The organism is Streptomyces sp. NBC_01669 (genome assembly GCF_026339735.1).
Lineage (GTDB): Bacteria > Actinomycetota > Actinomycetes > Streptomycetales > Streptomycetaceae > Streptomyces > Streptomyces yanii.
This window is the reverse complement of record NZ_JAPEQG010000001.1, coordinates 2,328,602-2,348,554: the sequence shown is the minus strand read 5'-3', so window position 1 is coordinate 2,348,554 and position 19,953 is coordinate 2,328,602. Positions and strand designations below refer to the sequence as shown.

The window sequence follows — 19,953 nt, the reverse complement described above, 5'->3', positions numbered from 1 at the left end:
ACGCAGCGCCACCGAGTAAGGGGATGCCTTGCGCCCGCAACACTGTGATGTCCACTCATCCGCGACGTGGAAGGTGCTCACTCCGGGAGAGCGAGGCGCCGATCGGCCGACCAGGAGTGATTGACATTGGAAAAGTCTGAATTGCTTACCGACGTGAACGCCGGCATCGATCGCTCTGTGATGAAGAAACTGCCGGAGGTCACCCTGGCCTTCTGGATCATGAAGATCGCCGCGACGACGCTCGGCGAGACCGCCGGCGACCTGTTCGCCCAGACCCTCGGACTCGGCTACTTCCTCACCACGGTCGCGCTGTTCCTGATCTTCGTCGTCACGCTGGTCGTGCAGCTGAGGTCCACCCACTACAACCCCTTTTTCTACTGGACCGTCATCCTGTCCACCAGCATGGCCGGCACCACGATGTCCGACTTCATGAACCGTGACGCCAGCGCCGCATACCTTTCCGGCGGGACCACGTCGCTGGGCTGGGGGCCGCAAGGCCTGGGACTGGGGTACCCCACGGGAGCCGCGATCCTGATCTCGATCCTGATTGCCGTCTTCGTCATCTGGAAATTCACCGGGCTGACGTTCTCCATCCGCGACATCGTCACTTTCCGCGGGGAAGCTCTCTTCTGGTCGGCGATTCTCGTCTCGAACACGCTCGGCACTTCCATGGGTGATTTCCTGTCCGACAGCTCCGGACTCGGCTATGCGGGTGGCGCGCTTCTCGTCACCGGGCTGCTCATGGTGCTTCTCGCACTCATGCGGGTGCCTGTCGTGCCGAACGTCCTGCTGTTCTGGATCGCGTTCGTGCTCACGCGCCCGCTCGGGGCCACTGTCGGCGACTTCCTCACCAAGCCTGTCGCCAAGGGGGGTCTCGACCTCGGGACGGCGGGCTCGTCGCTCGCGCTCCTCGCGCTCCTCTTCGGCCTCGTGACCCATGCCCGTGTGCAGGAGCGGAGGAGCGCCGTGCCACGCAACGAGGTCCTGGCCGAGGACTCCTGAGCGCGGCCGGGAGCCGGGTCGGGCGGCTGCCATGCGTTGCCGGGCGCACGACTGCCTCGGCGCGGCGCCTCGCCGAGGGGGTCCGTGTGGAAGAGGGCGGCATCGTCCGGGCAGCCGGGCATGACCGTCCAGCGGTGATGTACTAGAGTTATCTCGACATCGAGATATCTGCCGAAGGTGCACCGCAGCCGCCGAACGGTAAGGGTTACCTAACTAAGCCTTACCTTAGCGGATGGTCGAGGAGCCGTAGGCGGCACCACGCGGCGCCCGCCGTAATGAGGCGCGGCGCGGTAGTACGCGCACATTGATGAAGGAGACTGTCGTGTCGGCGAACAGCTTCGACGCCCGCAGCACGCTGCGCGTGGGCGACGAGTCGTACGAGATCTTCAAGCTGGACAAGGTCGAGGGCTCCGCGCGCCTCCCTTACAGCCTGAAGGTGCTGCTGGAGAACCTGCTCCGCACCGAGGACGGCGCGAACATCACCGCCGACCACATCCGGGCGCTGGGTGGCTGGGACTCCCAGGCCCAGCCCAGCCAGGAGATCCAGTTCACGCCGGCCCGCGTGATCATGCAGGACTTCACCGGTGTTCCGTGTGTCGTGGACCTCGCCACCATGCGTGAGGCCGTGAAGGAGCTCGGCGGCGACCCGGCGAAGATCAACCCCCTCGCGCCGGCCGAGCTGGTCATCGACCACTCCGTCATCGCGGACAAGTTCGGCACCAACGACGCGTTCGCGCAGAACGTCGAGCTGGAGTACGGCCGCAACAAGGAGCGCTACCAGTTCCTGCGCTGGGGCCAGACCGCCTTCGACGAGTTCAAGGTCGTCCCCCCGGGCACCGGCATCGTCCACCAGGTCAACATCGAGCACCTGGCCCGCACGGTCATGGTCCGGGGTGGCCAGGCGTACCCCGACACCCTCGTCGGCACCGACTCGCACACCACCATGGTCAACGGCCTCGGCGTGCTGGGCTGGGGCGTCGGCGGCATCGAGGCCGAGGCCGCGATGCTCGGCCAGCCGGTCTCCATGCTCATCCCGCGCGTCGTCGGCTTCAAGCTGACCGGCGAGCTGAAGCCCGGCACCACCGCCACCGACCTGGTGCTGACCATCACCGAGATGCTCCGCAAGCACGGCGTCGTCGGCAAGTTCGTCGAGTTCTACGGTGAGGGCGTCGCCGCCACCTCCCTCGCGAACCGCGCCACCATCGGCAACATGTCGCCGGAGTTCGGCTCCACCGCCGCGATCTTCCCGATCGACGACGAGACGCTGAAGTACCTGCGTCTGACCGGTCGTGACGAGCAGCAGGTCGCGCTCGTCGAGGCGTACGCCAAGGAGCAGGGCCTCTGGCTCGACCCGGCCGCTGAGCCGGACTTCTCCGAGAAGCTGGAGCTCGACCTCTCCACGGTCGTCCCCTCCATCGCCGGCCCGAAGCGCCCGCAGGACCGCATCATCCTGGCCAACGCCAAGGAGCAGTTCGCGCAGGACGTCCGCAACTACGTCTCCGAGGACGAGGAGTCCGGCAAGGAGTCCTTCCCGGCCTCCGACTCCCCGGCCTGCCACAACGGCGTGCCGAGCCGTCCCACCACGGTCACGGCCCCCGACGGGACGACGTACGAGATCGACCACGGCGCCGTCACCGTCGCCGCGATCACGTCCTGCACCAACACCTCGAACCCGTACGTCATGGTCGCCGCGGCGCTCGTGGCCAAGAAGGCGGTCGAGAAGGGCCTGACCCGCAAGCCGTGGGTCAAGACCACGCTCGCCCCGGGTTCCAAGGTCGTCACCGACTACTTCGACAAGGCGGGCCTGACCCCGTACCTCGACAAGGTCGGCTTCAACCTCGTCGGCTACGGCTGCACCACCTGCATCGGCAACTCCGGCCCGCTGCCGGAGGAGGTCTCCAAGGCGGTCAACGAGCACGACCTGGCCGTGACCTCGGTGCTCTCCGGCAACCGTAACTTCGAGGGCCGGATCAACCCCGACGTCAAGATGAACTACCTGGCGTCCCCGCCGCTGGTCGTCGCGTACGCCATCGCCGGTTCGATGAAGGTCGACATCACCAAGGACGCCCTGGGCATCGACCAGGACGGCAAGCCGGTCTACCTCGCGGACATCTGGCCCTCCGAGGCCGAGGTCAACGACGTCGTCGCCAACTCCATCGGCGAGGACATGTTCAACAAGTCCTACCAGGACGTCTTCGCGGGCGACGCCCAGTGGCAGGCGCTGTCGATCCCGACAGGCAACACCTTCGAGTGGGACCCGCAGTCCACCTACGTGCGCAAGCCCCCTTACTTCGAGGGCATGACGATGGAGACCACCCCGGTCTCCGACATCACCGGCGCCCGCGTGCTGGCGAAGCTGGGCGACTCGGTCACCACCGACCACATCTCCCCGGCCGGTGCGATCAAGGCCGACACCCCGGCCGGCACGTACCTGACGGAGCACGGCGTCGAGCGCCGCGACTTCAACTCGTACGGCTCGCGCCGCGGTAACCACGAGGTCATGATTCGCGGCACGTTCGCGAACATCCGCCTGCGCAACCAGATCGCCCCGGGCACCGAGGGTGGCTACACCCGCGACTTCACCCAGGCTGCGTCTGCGGGCGATGCCCCCGTGTCGTTCATCTACGACGCCTCGCAGAACTACCAGGCCGCCGGCACCCCGCTGGTCATCCTGGCGGGCAAGGAGTACGGCTCCGGCTCGTCCCGCGACTGGGCCGCCAAGGGCACCGCGCTCCTCGGCGTCAAGGCCGTCATCGCCGAGTCGTACGAGCGCATCCACCGCTCGAACCTCATCGGCATGGGCGTCCTCCCGCTCCAGTTCCCGGAGGGCGCGACCGCCGAGGCCCTCGGCCTCACCGGCGAGGAGACCTTCTCCTTCACCGGCGTGACCGAGCTGAACAACGGCACCACGCCGCGCACGGTGAAGGTCTCCACCGACACCGGTGTGGAGTTCGACGCGGTCGTCCGCATCGACACCCCCGGTGAGGCGGACTACTACCGCAACGGCGGCATCATGCAGTACGTGCTCCGCAGCCTGATCCGCAAGTAAGGTCCGGCAGCAGCAGGAAGGGCCGCATCCCGGTGACGGGGTGCGGCCCTTCGGCGTCACGCGGCGGTGGTGAGCGTGTGAATGCCGTGCAGCTGCGTCATGACGTCCCGCAGCGAGCGGCAGTTGCGCGGCCCCGCACCCGGCGCGGGCCGCGTCGCGCCCTGACCGTCCTCCAGTGCGTCGGCCGTCGCCGACAGCGCACTCGTCACCTGCTCCACCTCGGCCGGCGACGGCCGGGACACGCCGAGCTCGACCCGCAGCGCACACACGGTCGCCGCGTCGACGATCAGTTCGGCGGAGGCCGTCACGGCCGCCCAGTCGCGCTTCTTCCCGCCGTACGGGCCCGGCAGTTCGGCCGCCGCCGTCTCGGCCGCCGCCCGTGCCTCGGCGAGCGCGCGGTACGCGGCGTTCCGCAGGGCCAGACCCTCTGTGCCCGACCTGCGCGGGTCGTGCGCCCCACCCGGTCCGGCCAGCACATGGCGCAGATACCGCTCCGTGCAGCGCAGGGTGACCGCGTATCGGTGCCCCACCCGCACTCCGGGATCGGCCAGCCGGGGAAGGTGCCCGACGAGCAGCACGATGGCGCAGGCCAGCGCGGTCTCCAGCAGCCGGGCGGGCGCGGCCTCCGTGTCACCTGCCGTGCGGACGAAGGAGAGCACCAGCACCGTGATCACGGCGGTCTGTAGACCGAAGTGCCGGACGGAGAACGGGACCAGCGCGGCGCCCACGACGACCAGCGCCACCGTGGCCGGAGCGCCGAGCCCGCCGAGAACCGTGGTGCACAACAGAAACGCCAGGACTCCGGCGACCGTTCCCGCGAACCGGTTCACCACCCGGGAGAACAACGGCCCCATGTCCGGCTTCACCAGGAACGCGGCGGTGGCCGGCAGCCAGTACCAGTGGACCTCGTGCAGGATCAGGGCGACCGCACCGGTGACCGCGACGCAGAGTGCCACCCGCAGCCCGTACTCCCGTCCCGCCGGCGAGAGCATGCTCCGCCAGGACCGGGACGGCGCGGCGGTGTTCCGCGTGCCCGGGGCGGCAGCGCCGTGCAGCGTACGGTCGAAGACGACGGCGGCCTCCAGCAGCGCACGGTCGAACGCCGCCCGCTCGACCGAGTCCGACACCGGGCTCGGCAACAGCCCCGCAGGACCGCCGGTCCGCACGGCGGCGGCCAGCCGACGGGGCCCGTCGGCGACCTCGCAGGGGACGGCCCGCCCCTCCCACAGCAGCGCGATGCTCGCCTCGCACAGCGCGACCGCCGCGCCGAAACGTTCGGCGAGTGGATGGCCCGCGGCACCGCCCCGGCCGGGCCAGGGCAGCAGCCGCATGAGACGCAGCGCCTCGTCCGCCTGCTGCTGCGCGGCGACCAGCCTGCGACGCGCAGCGGCGGCATGCGGTCCGCCGAGCGCGTGGAGCGCGTCCGCCAGGGCGTCGAAGACGGCGGCGACCGCCTCGTGCTCGCCGCTCGACCGTGCGGGCCCGCCGTGCCCGGGCGCCCGCAGGACCAGCCGCAACAGCAGCAGCCAGATCGCGCCGGAGAGGAAGCAGAGGGCCTTGAACCAGGCAGGCCCCGGCATCGGCATCCCCATGCCGATCGTGGTGGTGACCAGCATCTGGAGGGCCGCCGCCGACCACAGCGCACCCACCGCGCTCAGCGCACCGGAGACCCACCCGACCAGGAAGAGCACGGGCACCGCGGCCCAGCGCCCGGCACTGTCGGCAACCAGGGCCCCGACGAGCAGCCCGAGCGATCCGGCCACGGCAGGCAAACCGATGCCCACCATCCCCTTGCGCCGGGTCCCCGGACGGTCGTTGACCCCGGCGAGCATCGCCCCGAGTGCCGCGAGGACCCCCGGCCCCGGATGTCCCGTGGCGATACCGGCACCGAGCAGCGGCCCCGCCCCGAGCGCACCGCGCACCATCGCGGTCCGGGGGACAGGGGCCGCACGCCGGCTCACGACGTGGGCGAGCCAGGCGGGCGCGGGCCGTCGGCCGGACCGGACACCTCTACGAGCCGGGACACGCACGGCTGACCTCCTCGTACACCGGCCGGACACAGATCCGGGGCTGTCGGGGCGGGCAACGGCGGCCGCATACGAGCGACCGTAACAGGGTGATTTGTCGATCGGGCGACGGTGAGGTTTCAGCGATGTGATCACCGCCCGGCACCGACCGGAAGATGGGCACCCCCGGCTCGGTCCACCACCGCTCATGGGCCTCGGCGACCCGCTCCGCCGGCTCCCTACGGCCGTGCCCCGCGCGCGACGGCGCGAAGGCGGGCGGTGCCCGCGGTTCATGCGTGGGCTCCTTCTCGTGCGACGGGCGCGGCCTTCGTCCTCGCGGCGGTCCGGGGCAGCAGCTGTACGAGACCGGCGAGCGCCAGGGCCACCAGGACCAGGTAGATCAGCCCGTGCCGGAAGGCGGTCGGCACACCGTCGGCGAGGCTGCCGTAGTAGACGATGCCGACGACGCCGACCCCGAGCGCCCCGCCCACCTGCTGCGCCGTGGTGAGCGCCCCGGCGGCGGCTCCGGCGTGCTGCGGGTGCTCGCGCCGCGGGTGGTGGCCCGGATCGGCCGGCAGACGACCGGTGGCCGGTGGCGTACGGATCCGGGTGGCGGTGGCCCGCGCGATCACGGAGACGACCGTGCGGCGACCGGCCGAACCTCAGATATGCCTACTGAACTGCTTCAGAACGCACGGCTCTTGACGCCCTTGATGAAGGACATCCAGCCGGCCGCGCGGAAGACGAGCACCGGGCCGTCCGTGATCTTGCTGTCGCGCACGGGGGCGAGGTCCGGAGCGCCGTCGGCCACCTCCACGCAGTTGCCGCCGTCCCCATTGCTGTAGGAGGACTTACGCCAGGTTGCCGTGGTCAGATCAGCTGCGGTAGTCATCGGTCGTATAGTCCTTCGCCGCCGATTCGATCAGGGCCAGGGATGCCTCCGGCGACAGCGCGGCAGCCCTGGCCAGATCGTATGCGGAACGGAACTGGTCCACCACCGTTGATTCCTCGATGAGTTGGCCGCCGTAAGCGCCTTCGGTGTACACGGCAGGTGGAGCATCGGTGAAGCGCATCAGTGTGACCGAGGTGTCCAGGAACGGGGGCGCCCCGGCGGAGAACGGAAGCACCTGAGCGACGATGCGCGTGCGTGACCGGTTCTGCTCAGCGAGGTGCGTGAGTTGTTCAGCCATGACGGCGCTTCCGCCCACCAGTACGCGAAGAGCGGCCTGGTGGACAATGACCCACAGGATGGGAGCCGTTGGGGAATCGAGCAGCTGTGCCCGATCCATTCGGGTCCTGACGTGCCCCTCGATGACGGACGACGTGGTGAACGGCTGAGCGGCCTGAGTCAGAGCCCGTGCGTACGCCTCGGTCTGCAGAAGTCCCGGCACCACCAAGGACGAATACTCCTCGATCGACTTGGCACGCTCCTGGAGCTCCGCAGCATCGGCGAAGTAGCTTGCGACCTTGGACTTGCGGGCCAGACGGCACAACCGTTCCAGATGCTCCCCGCTACCGAAAAGCTGGTCGAAGACGCGGGACATGTCGATCTGCGGCCGCCGATTCGCCGACTCGAACTGCCCGATGTACGAGCCCGAGCAGAACACCCGCTCGCCCAGTTGCTCCTGGGACAGCCCGGCGGCCTCGCGCAGGCGGCGTAACTCGCAGCCGTAGAAGGCTCGCGGATTGGTGTACGGGTCCAGTTCCTTGGGTTGCGGCATGTGGCGGAATGTAGCCGGACACCAGGTCGCCGGATTCGGAAACGACGTACCGGCCACCCCATCGTGGACGGCGCGGAATGCGATCGTGGATCAGCGGGTTTGCAACCTTTGCAACACGCGGCGCGAACAGTACAGAGAGCGGATGGCACCCATGGGCGAGTTGATCCTTATCCGGCACGGCGAGACCGAGTGGTCCCGGAACGGGCGGCACACGAGCCACACCGATCTGCCCCTGACCGACCTCGGTGAGCGTCAGGCCCGTGCTCTCGTGCCGCTGATCGCCGACCGGAAGATCGGGCTCACCCTGGTCAGCCCGGCCCTGCGCGCCCGGCGCACCGCCGAACTCGCCGGCCTTGACTCGCCCCGTGTCACACCTGACCTGCGCGAGTGGGACTACGGCGGCTACGAGGGCGTGACCACCGTCGAGATCCACCGGACCCGGCCCTCATGGAACCTGTGGACCGATGGCGTCACCCCCGGCCCTGAGGCGCACCCCGGGGAGACGCCGGCTGAGGTGGGCAAGCGCGCCGACCGCGTGCTCACCGAGGTTCGGACGGCCGCCGAACAGGTGGGGGACGCGGACATCGCTCTCGTTGCGCACTCCCACTTCCTGCGCGTGCTCACCGCCCGCTATCTGGGGCTGGCTCCGGCCGGGGGCGCCATGTTCCAGCTCGTCACGGGCGCCGTCTCGCGGCTCGGCACCGAGCATGGGCAGCCCGTCATCACCGCCCTGAACCTGGCCCTGCCCGAGAGTCTCTTCCACGCCGCCGTCCCGGAGTCGCCCGAGCAGGCCTGAGCAGGTCCACGCCGTTCAGTCCATCGCGTCCGTCCCCATGTCGGCACGCATCGCGTCCCGCACCCGGGTCAGCGCCTCCAGCACCTGGGCCGCATGGTGCTCGTACTCCGGCATTCCGTGGAGGAGACCGTCGGCGACCGCGTCGCGCAGGTCACGGACCCGTCGGAAGTACAGAAGCGCAGGTTCGACGACTGCTCGTGGCGCGAAGACCTCGAACTGATAGCGCAGTTCGTAGCAGTCCGTGAAGCAGGCACGGGCGGCCCGGGAGCGCTCCTCCGCGGACCGGGACCTGTCCCGCGCGATCGACCAGAGCTCACTGCGCGCCTTGGCCAGAGCGGACAAGTAGGCGCTGTACAGGTCCCGTCGGCTCGTCCGCCACTCCCGCCTGGTCTCCCGCAGATCCCGGCGGCGCTCGATCACCAGCGCCGAACTGAGGGCGATGACCGCGCCTGCGACCGTGCTGACGACCGTTATCCAGCTCATCGCGGCAGCGTAGGAGAGGGGCGGGCCCCCTGAACAGACCCTCCTGCCGGATCCCGGCATGCCGGTGCGGCGCTGGTGGCGGCACGTATATTCGGCTGGTGCGACACGGCGATCAAGCCTGTGACGTGGGCTTTTGCGGCCCGGAGAACGAGTACGAACCAACAGTGAGGAGCAGGTCGATGACGACAACCGCTCGCCCGAGCGTGCAGCACGAGGACGCCCGGGTGCGGGTCACCCGCTGGGACTTCGAGCCCGGGACGCGTACCGGCCGCCATGTCCATGCGTACGACTATGTGGTCGTGCCGGTCGTCGACGGTGTCATCAGTGCCTTCGCGCCCGACGGGTCGGTGACCGAGTCGCGGCTGCGGGCCGGCGAGTCGTACGCCCGCCCGGCCGGTGGCGAGCACGATGTCGTCAATACCGGCAGTGCCTGGCTGGCCTTCGTCGAGATCGAGCTCAAGGCTGCCTCCCTCGGGTGACCGGCGAGGAGTGCACCGACGGCCGGTACCACGTCGCGAGGTACCGGCCGCCGGTGCGAAAAGGGTGCTGCCGTCAGGAGATCAGCTCCACCTCCGCCAGCGTCCCCTCACCGTCCGGCACCAGGCGGTAGTGCGCGTACGTTCCCGCCGTGCCCACCGAGAACACCCGGGTCTGCTTGTCCCAGGCGAACGACTGCCCGGACCGCTTGTCGAGGTCCTTCCATGTCGTGCCGTCCGTCGAGGCCTGCAGGACCCAGCCCGTCGGCGCCTTCGCCGCGGCGCCCGAGGTCAGCGTGTACTGGACCGCCTTCGTCGCCGACCCGACCGGGAGCTCCACCGCGCCGGTCACCGTCGCCGTCGTGGCCGACGTGTTGTCGAACAGCGCGCCTTCGCCCTTCAGGACGTCCTTCTTCGGCGACGGCACCTTGTCGTCCTGGGTGATCGACGTCGGGGCCGCGTTCTTGCCCGTGCCCCACGCCGACGGCTTGGCGCCCATGTCGAACTCCAGGACGCCGCCCTTGGCGAGCACCTCGTGCGGCAGCGACGTGGACGTCCACTTCTTGCCGTTGACCTTCAGACCCTGCACGTAGATGTTCTTCGCGCTGTTCTTCGGGGCCTTGATCACGAGGTCGTGGCCGTTCTCCAGGTGGACGGTGGTCTTCGTGAAGAGCGGCGAGCCGATGGCGTACTCGCCACTGCCCATCACCAGGGGGTAGAAGCCGAGCGAGGAGAAGAGGTACCAGGCCGACTGCTCGCCGTTGTCCTCGTCGCCGTGGTAGCCCTGGCCGATCTCACTGCCCGTGTAGAGGCGGCCGAGAACCTCGCGGACCTTCTCCTGGGTCTTCCAGGGCTGCGACGCCGCGTCGTACATGTACGTGACGTGATGCGCGACCTGGTTGCTGTGGCCGTACATGCCCATCCGTACATCACGGGCCTCCGTCATCTCGTGGATGACACCGCCGTACGAGCCGACGAATTCGGGACCGGCCGTCTCCGGGGTGGAGAAGTACGTGTCGAGCTTCTTCGCCAGGCCGTCGCGGCCGCCGTACAGGTTGGCCAGACCGCGGCTGTCCTGCGGAGCCGTGAACGCGTAGCCCCAGCCGTTCGTCTCCGTGTAGTCGTAGCCCCAGATGAGCGGGTCGTACGTGTCGGAGGCGACCCGCCAGTCACCCTTGGCATTCCTGCCCTGGAAGAAGCCCGCCTTGGAGTCGAACAGCTCGACATAGTTGCGAGCCCGGTTCAGGAAGTACTCCGACTCCTCCTTGTACCGCTCCTTCTTCGTCTTCCTGTAGAGCGCCTGGCCCATCTGCGCGAGGCCGTAGTCGTTGAGGTAGCCCTCCAGCGACCAGGACAGACCCTCGTGCGTCGACGTGTTCGCGTATCCCGCGAACGGGGACGTCTCCATCCCCTTCCGGCCCACACCCGACGACGGCGGAACCACCGTGGCGTTCTTCAGGGCCGCCTCGTACGCCGCCTCACCGTCGAACTTCACGCCCTTGACGTACGCGTCCGCGAACGCGACGTCCGACGAGGTGCCGGTCATCAGGTCGGCGTAACCGGGGGAGGACCAGCGGGAGATCCAGCCACCGTCCTTGTACTGCTGGACGAAGCCGTCGACCATCTCGCCGGCCTTGTCCGGCGTGAGGAAGGAGTACGCGGGCCATGTCGTCCGGTAGGTGTCCCAGAAGCCGTTGTTGACGTACACCTTGCCGTCGACGATCTTCGCACCCGTGTGGGTGGGGGTGTCCGGGCCGATCTGCGGCGAGAACGGGCTGGCGTACCGGTCCTTGCCGTCGACCTGCTCGAAGCCGGAGTTCGGGTAGAGGTACAGGCGGTACAGGCTGGAGTAGAGCGTCGTCAGCTGGTCGGCGTCCGCACCCTCGACCTCCACCTTGCCCAGGATGTCGTCCCAGGCGTGCTGTGCCTGGTCCTCGACGCGGCCGAAGGAGCGGGAGGCGGGAATCTCGGCGGCGAGGTTCCGCTTCGCCTGGTCGATGCTGATCAGCGAGGTGGCCAGACGGAGGTTGACCGTACGGTCCTTGCCGGCGTCGAAGCGGAGGTAGCCCGTCACGTCGTCACCGCCGCCGCCCTTGAGCTTGCCGCTCGCGGTGACCGGGGCGTCGAAGACGCCGTAGACGAAGAGCCGGGTGGCGCCGGTGGAGAGGCCGCTCTTCACGTCGGAGAAGCCGGTGAAGGAGCTGGTCCCCGGGTCGAGAGTGAGTCCGCCGTCGTTGGAGATGTTGTCGAAGACGACGGACGCGTCGTCACCGGGGTACGTGAACCGCATCCGCGCCGCGTGGTCGGTCGGCGTCATCTCGGCCTTGAGGCCGTTCTCGAACGTCACTCCGTAGTAGTGCGGCTTTGCCTTCTCGTTCTCGTGCTTGAACGGCAGCGCGCGCGCCGTGCGGGAGGCGTCCGGGATGTCCTTGGCCACCGACGGCATCAGCTGGAACGTCTGCCGGTCGCCCATCCACGGGCTCGGCTCATGGCTCGCGCTGAATGCCTGGAGCGTGGGCAGGTTGTCGTCGTTGTTGGCGCGCTGGTAGTCGTACAGCCAGCTCGTCGAAGCGGCGTTGGTGACCGGCGTCCAGAAGTTGAAGCCGTTCGGGACAGCGGTGGCGGGGAAGTTGTTTCCACGCGAGAAGCCGCCACTGGAGTTGGTGCCCCGTACCGTCGAGGCGTAGTCGGACAGGTGCGCCCGGCGCTTCTCCGGGGCCTTCGGGGCGAGCTTGATGTCGTCGATCCAGCCCTGGAACTTCGCTGGGCCCTTGGGGGAGTCGTACGCCACCAGGATCCGGTCGACGGTCTTCCCGGCCGCGACCGTGCCGATGCGCGAGGCGACCTTGTTCCACTGGTTGACGTACAGCCGCTTGGCGTCGGCCTGGCCCTGCGGGGTCAGCGGACCGCCGTGGCTGTCGGTGGCACCCAGATCGCTCAGGTACGTGCCGTCGGTGAACGCGAGGTCGACCGCCACATGCGTGGCCGGGTACGAGAGGTCCGTCTCGCCCATCTGCGGGTAGACGAGGTAGGAGAGCTCGGTGTCCCGGGTGACGGCCGTGTCGACGTCGAAGATCTTGTTGTACGAGTACGCCCGGCCGTCCGCCTTGTGCGTGCCCGCGTAGCGCAGAGCCTTCTTGCCCGTGAAGCCCGCGCCGGCCTTGGCCGTGGGGGAGCCGGACGGACCGCGGTCGATCTGACTGCGCATCTCGTCGGGCGCCGGCGTGCTGGTGTTGCCGTCGGAGAACTGGACGTCGGCGAGCTGGGTGATGTTCGAGGCGCCGTTGTTCTTCGTGATGTCCAGACGGAAGTGCTGATAGGCCGTGTCGGCCGTGATGTCGTACGACTTGGTCTGGAAGCGCTCGCTGAAGGACTGGTCGGTCCGGGAGTCGAGGTCCTTCCACGTCTTGCCGTCGGCGGAGCCCTGGAGCGTCCAGTTCCTCGGGTCACGCTCGTCGTAGTCGTTGGCCGAGGTGAGCGCGTAGGTCACGACCTTGACCGGTTCGGCGAGATCGAACTCCAGCCAGCCGGTGGGCTCGAAGGTCAGCCACTTGGTGGCGGACTCCCCGTCGATGAGGTTCTCCTTCACCTCACCACCGCCGGTGTTCTCGTCACTGGCGCGGACATCCGTGACCTTGTCCGTGACATTGCCCGGTATTCCGGACGAGAAGCCGCCATCGATGCCCGACGACCGCTTCGTCCCGTCAGATCCCTCCTCCACGGTATTGCGCCAGTCCGGCTGCTTTTCATCTGCCTCGAACGAGGAGGTGAACGTCTGGTCGGCTGTGGGCTTTTCACCCCTTTCGAGGGAATGTGCCGACTGGGCGACGGCCGCTGTCGGGGCGGTCACGACCAGGACCAGTGAGGCCGCAATGAGTGCGGCTGTGCGGCTTTGTCTCTTGCGAGAACCATGTCGGGGCTGCATGCCGAGCCATTCCTCCCGAGGAAGTGCGCGTAGGACAACGTTGTCAGAGCGATGCGCAGGATCCAGTAGGGAGCCAAGTGGCTGGATGTGTCAAGGGTGTTGGGCGCGAACGGTCGGGCGAATCGACCGTATTGCGGAAATCGTTACACCCGGACGAGGGCGCACGGGGCCCATGTATCCGCGAGGTCTCAACTCGGGAAAGACTGCAGTCCAAAGCTGCATTCGATCTTGCTCAGTTGGCCGCAAGTGGACTATACCTGTCGGCGTCTGCCCCGCCGTTTTCCGTGCGGGCGGACAAGGGGGCCGGGGGAACGGTCGAGGGGATGCCGCGAGGTGCATCCGCCGCTCGATCTCCCGAAACCCCCACTGCATCCGGCTAGCCTGCAAAATCAGCATGACCCAAGCGCAACTGACCGCGGTGGCGGGGCCCTTCGCCTGAGGCGAATTTCGACGGGCGACCGGTACACACCGCCTGAGTCCTGGAGAAGGCGAGGACTTGAGCATGGGATCCACCTCCGGCCACACGAATGAGGGCCTTGGCCGTCGCGACGTGATCAAGCGGTCTGCCGCACTCGGTCTGATCACCGTTCCGACAATGAGCTTCCTGTCGGCGTGTGCGAGTAGCGACAGCGGCACCGACGACTCGGTCAAGAAGGGCAAGACGAGCGCCAAGAACCCGCTCGGCGTCAATGAGACCGCTGCCCTCGACGTCGTCATCTTCGATGGCGGTTTCGGTCAGCAGTACGCGATCGACGCGGAGAAGAAGTACAACGCGGCCTTCCCGAAGGCCCCGAAGGTCAAGCACACCGCGACCCAGAAGATCCAGTCGCAGCTGCAGCCGCGCTTCAACGGTGGCACCCCGCCGGACCTGATCGACAACTCGGGCGCCGAGCAGATGGACATGGGTGTCCTCGTCGGCAAGAAGCAGCTGCTCGACCTGACGCCGCTGATGGACGCCCCGTCCATCGACGACCCGAGCAAGAAGGTCCGCGACACGCTGCGCCCCGGTGTCCTGGAAATGGGCCAGTTCGACGGCGACCCGGTCTGGATCATGTACTACGCGTACACGGTCTACGGTGTCTGGTACTCGCAGACCGCGCTGGACAACCTCGACGCGCAGTACCCCGAGAACTGGGACGACATGCTCGCCCTCTGCGAGAAGGCGAAGAAGAAGGGCATTGCCGGCTGGACGTACGCCGGTAAGTACCCGTACTACCTGCCGTTCTCGCTCTACCCGTTCATCGCCAAGATCGGTGGCCGGGAGGTTCTCGACAAGATCGACAACCTGGAGCCGAACGCCTGGAAGGACCCCGCGGTCAAGGCGGCGTTCGAGGCGTACTACGAGCTGTACAAGAAGGGGTACATCCTCAAGGGCACCCCGGGCATGACCCACATCCAGTCGCAGACCGCGTGGACCAAGGGCAAGGCGCTCTTCATCCCGAACGGTTCGTGGGTGGAGAACGAGGCGGCGCCCACCACGCCCAAGGACTTCAAGATGATGGTCTCGGCGCCGTCCAGCCTGGACGCGTCCGACAAGATGCCGTTCGGCACCATCTGGGCCTCCGGCGGTGAGCCCTTCGTCGTCCCGGCCAAGGCGAAGAACCCCGAGGGCGGCATGGAGCAGCTGCGCATCATGCTCTCCGAGGAGTCCTCGAAGAACTTCACCAAGCAGGTCAAGTCCCTCAGCGCCTTCAACGGTGGCACCGACGGTCTGACCCTGTCCACGGCCATGCAGGCCGGCGTCGACGCGCTGAAGAAGGCCGGCGACAACGTGGTGAACCCGCGCCTGCAGGACTGGTACGTGAAGCTCCAGAAGGAGCAGATCGGCGTTGCCGGCATCGGCGAGATGATGGCGGGCCGCGCGACCCCGGCCGAGGCCATCCAGAAGATCCAGGCCTTCGCGGACGCGGCGGCCAAGGACCAGTCCATCAAGCACTACAAGCACCAGTGAGCAACCGTCACCAGCGGCGGCACCCGCGGAAAGATCGGGGTCGGTAAACGATGCAGCACGGCAAGTACCGGTTCATTGTGGGGTTCTTGGCAGCCCCACTGGCGTTGTACGCGGTCTTCGTCATTTGGCCGTTCATCCAGTCCATCTACTATTCCTTCACGGACTGGACCGGTCTGAGCCCGGACTTCAAGATGGTCGGCTTCGACAACTACACCAGGATGCTGAAGGACGACATTTTCTGGAAGTCCTTGCAGCACAGCGTGTTGCTTGTGCTGCTGCTGCCGCTGGTGACGCTGGGCCTCGCGCTTTTCTTCGCCTTCATGCTCAATGTCGGCGGCCGGCGGCGGAAGAACGCCACGGTCGCCGGCGTGCGGGGCTCGGGCTTCTACAAGATCGCCTATTTCTTCCCGCAGGTTCTCTCGATCGTGATCGTCGCCCTGCTCTTCCAGTTCGCGTTCAACCCCAGTGACGGGATGCTGAATTCGACCCTGAAGGGCATCGGTCTCGGCTCCATCCAGCCGGACTGGCTGGGCGATCCGAGCCTCGCGCTCATCTGCGTCATGTCGGTGCTGATCTGGTCGACGGTCGGATTCTTCGTTGTCCTGTTCTCCGCCGGAATGGCGTCCATTCCGAAGGACTTCTACGAGGCGGCGCTCCTCGACGGCGCCAACCGCATCACGACGTTCTTCCGGATCACCCTGCCGCTGCTCTGGGACACGGTGCAGTCGGGCTGGGTCTACATGGGAATTCTGGCGCTCGGCGTGGAGGCGTTCACGGCCGTACAGGTCATGACCGTGGGTCCTGGTGGTCCCGACTACTCGACCACGGTCCTGCCGCTGTACGTGTACCAGACGGCCTTCCGTGACGGCCAGGCAGGATACGCAACAACGATCGGTGTCGGACTGCTCATCGTCACCATGGCCTTCGCGGCCATCGTGATGCGACTGGGCCGGCGCGAGCGGCTGGAGTTCTGATGAAGACCACTGACACCCCTCCCGCGCCTGCGGCGGACCGCGTGCCCGTGTCGACGGTGACCGTGCCCGGCGGCAAGAAGGAGAAGAGCAGCGAGGGCTCCGTCCTCAACGTCTTCTCGCACGGTGTGCTGATCATCTGGGCGATCCTGGTCGTCCTGCCGCTGCTCTGGGCGGTGATGGCGTCCTTCAAGACGGACGACTCGATCCTGTCGACGCCGTGGTCGCTGCCCGACAAGCTGCACTTCGAGAACTGGTCGCGCGCCTGGAGCCAGGCGCACATGAGCGATTACTTCTTCAACACGATCGTCGTGGTGGGCGGCTCGCTCATCGGCACGCTGCTGCTCGGTTCCATGGCGGCGTACGTACTGGCGCGGTTCGACTTCCCGGGGAACCGCTTCCTGTACTTCCTGTTCATCGGCGGGATGAGCTTCCCGATCATCCTGGCGCTGGTCCCGCTGTTCTTCGTGATGAACAACATGGGACTGCTGAACACGGTGCACGGACTGATCCTGGTCTACATCGCGTACTCCCTGCCCTTCACCGTCTTCTTCCTCACCTCGTTCTTCCGGACGCTGCCGACCTCGGTGGCGGAAGCGGCGATGCTCGACGGGGCGTCGCACACCCGGACGTTCTTCCAGGTCATGCTGCCGATGGCGAAGCCCGGCCTGATCAGCGTCGGTATCTTCAACTTCCTGGGGCAGTGGAACCAGTACATGCTGCCGACGGTGCTGAACACCGAACCGGATCACCGGGTGCTCTCCCAGGGCCTGGTCGAACTGGCCACCAGTCAGGGATACAAGGGTGACTGGTCCGGCCTCTTCGCCGGTCTGGTGATGGCGATGCTGCCGGTCCTCGCGGCCTACATCATCTTCCAGCGTCAGGTCGTCGCGGGCCTGACCGCGGGAGCCGTGAAGTAGCGGCCCGCCGAACACCGCATGGACGGACGAACCGCCCGTCGGCCCTGTGCCGACGGGCGGTTCGTCCGTTCTTCGTGTGCGCCCATCGGGGCCTGTCCGCTCATCCGAGGCTCGGACTGCTCAAGGTCTTGACGGGGAGTGCCCCAAAACGCTCAGCTTAGAGTTCACATGTTAGAGAAAACGGTAGGAGTGAGAGAGTCGATGGAGACTCCGGGGTCGCAGACATCTCTGCATCGCGCCAACCTTGAGCGGGTCGTGCGTGCCGTACGTATGGCGGGTTCGCTCACCCAGGCGGAGATCGCCAGAAGCACCGGCCTCTCCGCGGCCACGGTCTCCAATATCGTTCGCGAACTGAAGGACGGCGGCACGGTCGAGGTGACCCCCACCTCGGCGGGCGGCCGCCGGGCCCGCAGCGTCTCCCTGAGCGGTGACGCGGGCATCGTGATCGGCGTCGACTTCGGACATACGCATCTGCGGGTGGCGGTCGGCAACCTTGCCCACCAGGTGCTCGCCGAGGAGTCCGAGCCGCTGGACGTGGATGCCTCATCGGCGGAGGGCTTCGGCCGGGCGGAACAGCTGGTCAAGCGGCTGATCGAGACGACCGGGATCGGCCCGGACAAGGTGATCGGAGTGGGCCTCGGCGTTCCCGGTCCGATCGATGTGGAGTCCGGCACGCTGGGCTCCACGTCGATCCTGCCGGGCTGGACGGGCATCAACCCGAGCGAGGAGCTCGCCGCACGGCTGGGCGTGCCGGTGTACGTCGACAACGACGCCAACCTCGGGGCGCTGGGAGAGCTGGTCTGGGGGAGCGGCCGGGGGGTGAAGGACCTCGCGTACATCAAGGTCGCAAGCGGTGTCGGCGCCGGTCTGGTGATCGACGGGCACATCTACCGGGGGCCGGGCGGCACGGCCGGCGAGATCGGCCACATCACGCTCGACGAGTCGGGTCCTGTCTGCCGCTGCGGCAACCGCGGATGCCTGGAGACCTTCACGGCCGCGCGGTACGTCCTGCCCCTGCTCCAGCCCAGCCACGGGCCCGATCTCACGATGGAACGGGTGGTCCAGCTGGCCCGGGAGGGCGATCCGGGCTGCCGCCGGGTGATCGGGGACGTCGGGCGGCACATCGGCAGCGGCGTCGCCAACCTGTGCAACCTGCTCAACCCCAGCCGGGTGGTCCTCGGCGGCTCCCTCGCCGAGGCGGGGGAGCTGGTGCTCGGGCCGATCCGCGACTCGGTGTCGCGCTACGCCATCCCCAGCGCCGCCCGGCAGCTCTCGGTCCTTCCGGGGGCCCTCGGCGGGCGGGCCGAGGTGCTCGGTGCGCTGGCTCTCGTGCTGAGCGAAATGGGGGATTCGACCCTTTTGGAGAGCGCCCTGCCCACGGCCACACCTGCCTTCACTTAGATAACGAATGGCACCGTTGTCATCTCGTTAAGGATTTACTCCTTGACGCTGACGTCGCGGCCGAGTTGACTTCCAGCCACCTCGGCCGCAACGTCGCGGCCTCGTCAGGGAGGTTCGAGAATGAACACGCGTATGCGTCGTGCCGCCGTTGCCGTTGCCGCCACCGCGATGGCTGTCTCGCTCGCCGCTTGCGGCAGCGCCAAGGAGTCCGGCGACAAGGCCACGGACACCGGCTCCGCGAAGAAGGGCAACGATCTCAAGATCGGTCTGCTCCTTCCCGAGAACCAGACGGCCCGGTACGAGAAGTTCGACAAGCCGATCATCGAGAAGAAGATCAGCGATCTCACCGGCGGCAAGGCGAAGGTCATCTACGCCAACGCCAAGCAGGACGCCACGCTGCAGACGCAGCAGGTCGACACCATGATCACCAACAAGGTCGACGCGCTGATCGTCGACTCGGTGGACTCCAAGGCCATCGCGGGCGCGGTGAAGAAGGCCAAGGACGCGGGCATCCCTGTCGTCGCCTTCGACCGTCTCGCCGAGGGCCCGATCGACGCCTACACCTCCTTCGACAACGAAGAGGTCGGCCACGTCCAGGGCAAGGCCCTGCTTGAGGCCATGGGCTCCAAGGCCAACGGCGGCACGATCGTGATGATGAATGGCGCGATCACCGACCCGAACGCCGCGCTCTTCAAGAAGGGCGCCAAGGCGGAGCTCGACGGCAAGGTCAAGGTCGGCAAGGAGTACGACACCAAGGAGTGGAAGCCGGAGAACGCCAACGCCAACATGGAGGCGGCGATCTCGGCCCTCGGCAAGGGCAAGATCGACGGCGTCTACTCCGCCAACGACGGCATGGCGGGCGGCATCATCACCGCCCTCAAGGCCGCCGGTCTCTCCAAGCTCCCGCCGGTGACCGGCCAGGACGCCGAGCTGGCCGGCGTGCAGCGCATCGTCGCCGGTGAGCAGTTCATGAGCGTCTACAAGCCGTACGGCCCCGAGGGCGAGGCCGCTGCCGCGATGGCCGTGGCGCTGGCCCAGGGCAAGAAGCTCGACTCGATCGCCACGTCCACGGTCGACAGCCCCACCAACAAGGGCGTTCCCACGTTCCTGGTCCCGGTCGTCTCGCTGACCAAGGACAACATCAAGGACACCGTCCTCAAGGACGGCGTCTACACGCTGGACGAGATCTGCACGGCCAACTACAAGGCCGCCTGTGACAAGCTCGGCCTGAAGTAGGCCGCACCCTCGCCGT

Annotated in this window: 15 protein-coding genes; 9 read left to right on the top strand and 6 right to left on the bottom strand. The window is 67.6% G+C overall.

All coding sequences use genetic code 11. The annotated features are described in order from the left end of the window. Positions 1-180 precede the first annotated feature (180 nt). Together OG972_RS10245 and acnA are read left to right on the top strand one after the other, a co-directional pair. Positions 181-1,002 (top strand): hypothetical protein, encoded by an 822-nt coding sequence (locus tag OG972_RS10245; protein ID WP_266980303.1) that lies wholly within the window; start codon positions 181-183, stop codon positions 1,000-1,002. A gap of 322 nt (positions 1,003-1,324) precedes the next feature. Beyond that, positions 1,325-4,051, top strand: coding sequence for an aconitate hydratase AcnA (gene acnA / locus OG972_RS10240; RefSeq protein ID WP_323135861.1), 2,727 nt, complete (start codon positions 1,325-1,327; stop codon positions 4,049-4,051). A gap of 56 nt (positions 4,052-4,107) precedes the next feature. Here acnA and OG972_RS10235 read toward each other — a convergent pair whose 3' ends face one another. From OG972_RS10235 to OG972_RS10220, 4 genes are all read right to left on the bottom strand, one after another. Further along, positions 4,108-6,081, bottom strand: a complete 1,974-nt coding sequence (locus tag OG972_RS10235; RefSeq protein ID WP_266980299.1) for an FUSC family protein — start codon at positions 6,079-6,081, stop codon at positions 4,108-4,110. Between the two features lie 266 nt (positions 6,082-6,347). Further along, the gene (locus OG972_RS10230) at positions 6,348-6,689 is read right to left on the bottom strand and encodes a hypothetical protein (RefSeq protein ID WP_266980297.1); all 342 of its coding nucleotides are present in this window, start codon (positions 6,687-6,689) and stop codon (positions 6,348-6,350) included. A gap of 53 nt (positions 6,690-6,742) precedes the next feature. Further along, positions 6,743-6,949: a DUF397 domain-containing protein gene (locus OG972_RS10225; protein WP_266980295.1), complete on the bottom strand. Its 207-nt coding sequence runs from the start codon at positions 6,947-6,949 to the stop codon at positions 6,743-6,745. Continuing rightward, positions 6,933-7,835: a helix-turn-helix transcriptional regulator gene (locus OG972_RS10220; protein ID WP_266980293.1), complete on the bottom strand. Its 903-nt coding sequence runs from the start codon at positions 7,833-7,835 to the stop codon at positions 6,933-6,935. The genes OG972_RS10225 and OG972_RS10220 overlap by 17 nt, the downstream gene beginning before the upstream one ends. Positions 7,836-7,929: 94 nt before the next feature. Here OG972_RS10220 and OG972_RS10215 point away from each other — a divergent pair, with 94 nt between their 5' ends. Further along, positions 7,930-8,574 carry a histidine phosphatase family protein gene (locus OG972_RS10215; protein ID WP_266990386.1) on the top strand — a complete coding sequence of 215 codons (645 nt, stop codon included), beginning with the start codon at positions 7,930-7,932 and terminating at the stop codon, positions 8,572-8,574. A 15-nt stretch (positions 8,575-8,589) separates the two neighbouring features. Here OG972_RS10215 and OG972_RS10210 read toward each other — a convergent pair whose 3' ends face one another. Beyond that, entirely contained in the window at positions 8,590-9,057 is a 468-nt protein-coding gene (locus OG972_RS10210) for a hypothetical protein (RefSeq protein ID WP_266980292.1), read from the bottom strand. Positions 9,058-9,236: 179 nt separating this feature from the next. Here OG972_RS10210 and OG972_RS10205 point away from each other — a divergent pair, with 179 nt between their 5' ends. Then, the gene (locus OG972_RS10205) at positions 9,237-9,536 is read left to right on the top strand and encodes a cupin domain-containing protein (RefSeq protein ID WP_266980290.1); all 300 of its coding nucleotides are present in this window, start codon (positions 9,237-9,239) and stop codon (positions 9,534-9,536) included. A gap of 73 nt (positions 9,537-9,609) precedes the next feature. Here OG972_RS10205 and OG972_RS10200 read toward each other — a convergent pair whose 3' ends face one another. Then, positions 9,610-13,458, bottom strand: coding sequence for a GH92 family glycosyl hydrolase (locus OG972_RS10200; protein WP_266980288.1), 3,849 nt, complete (start codon positions 13,456-13,458; stop codon positions 9,610-9,612). A 502-nt stretch (positions 13,459-13,960) separates the two neighbouring features. On the opposite strand from OG972_RS10200, the gene ngcE reads away from it, so the two are divergent. The 5 genes from ngcE (at position 13,961) to OG972_RS10175 (ending at position 19,937) form a co-directional block, all read left to right on the top strand. Further along, the gene (gene ngcE / locus OG972_RS10195) at positions 13,961-15,409 is read left to right on the top strand and encodes an N-acetylglucosamine/diacetylchitobiose ABC transporter substrate-binding protein (protein WP_266980287.1); all 1,449 of its coding nucleotides are present in this window, start codon (positions 13,961-13,963) and stop codon (positions 15,407-15,409) included. A gap of 50 nt (positions 15,410-15,459) precedes the next feature. Continuing rightward, positions 15,460-16,383 carry a carbohydrate ABC transporter permease gene (locus tag OG972_RS10190; RefSeq protein WP_266980285.1) on the top strand — a complete coding sequence of 308 codons (924 nt, stop codon included), beginning with the start codon at positions 15,460-15,462 and terminating at the stop codon, positions 16,381-16,383. Then, the gene (locus OG972_RS10185; RefSeq protein ID WP_266980283.1) at positions 16,383-17,300 is read left to right on the top strand and encodes a carbohydrate ABC transporter permease; all 918 of its coding nucleotides are present in this window, start codon (positions 16,383-16,385) and stop codon (positions 17,298-17,300) included. Before OG972_RS10190 ends, OG972_RS10185 begins: the two co-directional genes overlap by 1 nt. 201 nt (positions 17,301-17,501) lie before the next feature. Beyond that, entirely contained in the window at positions 17,502-18,701 is a 1,200-nt protein-coding gene (locus tag OG972_RS10180) for an ROK family transcriptional regulator (RefSeq protein WP_266980281.1), read from the top strand. Between the two features lie 120 nt (positions 18,702-18,821). After that, positions 18,822-19,937, top strand: coding sequence for a sugar ABC transporter substrate-binding protein (locus tag OG972_RS10175; RefSeq protein WP_266980280.1), 1,116 nt, complete (start codon positions 18,822-18,824; stop codon positions 19,935-19,937). The last annotated feature ends 16 nt before the right edge of the window (positions 19,938-19,953 follow it).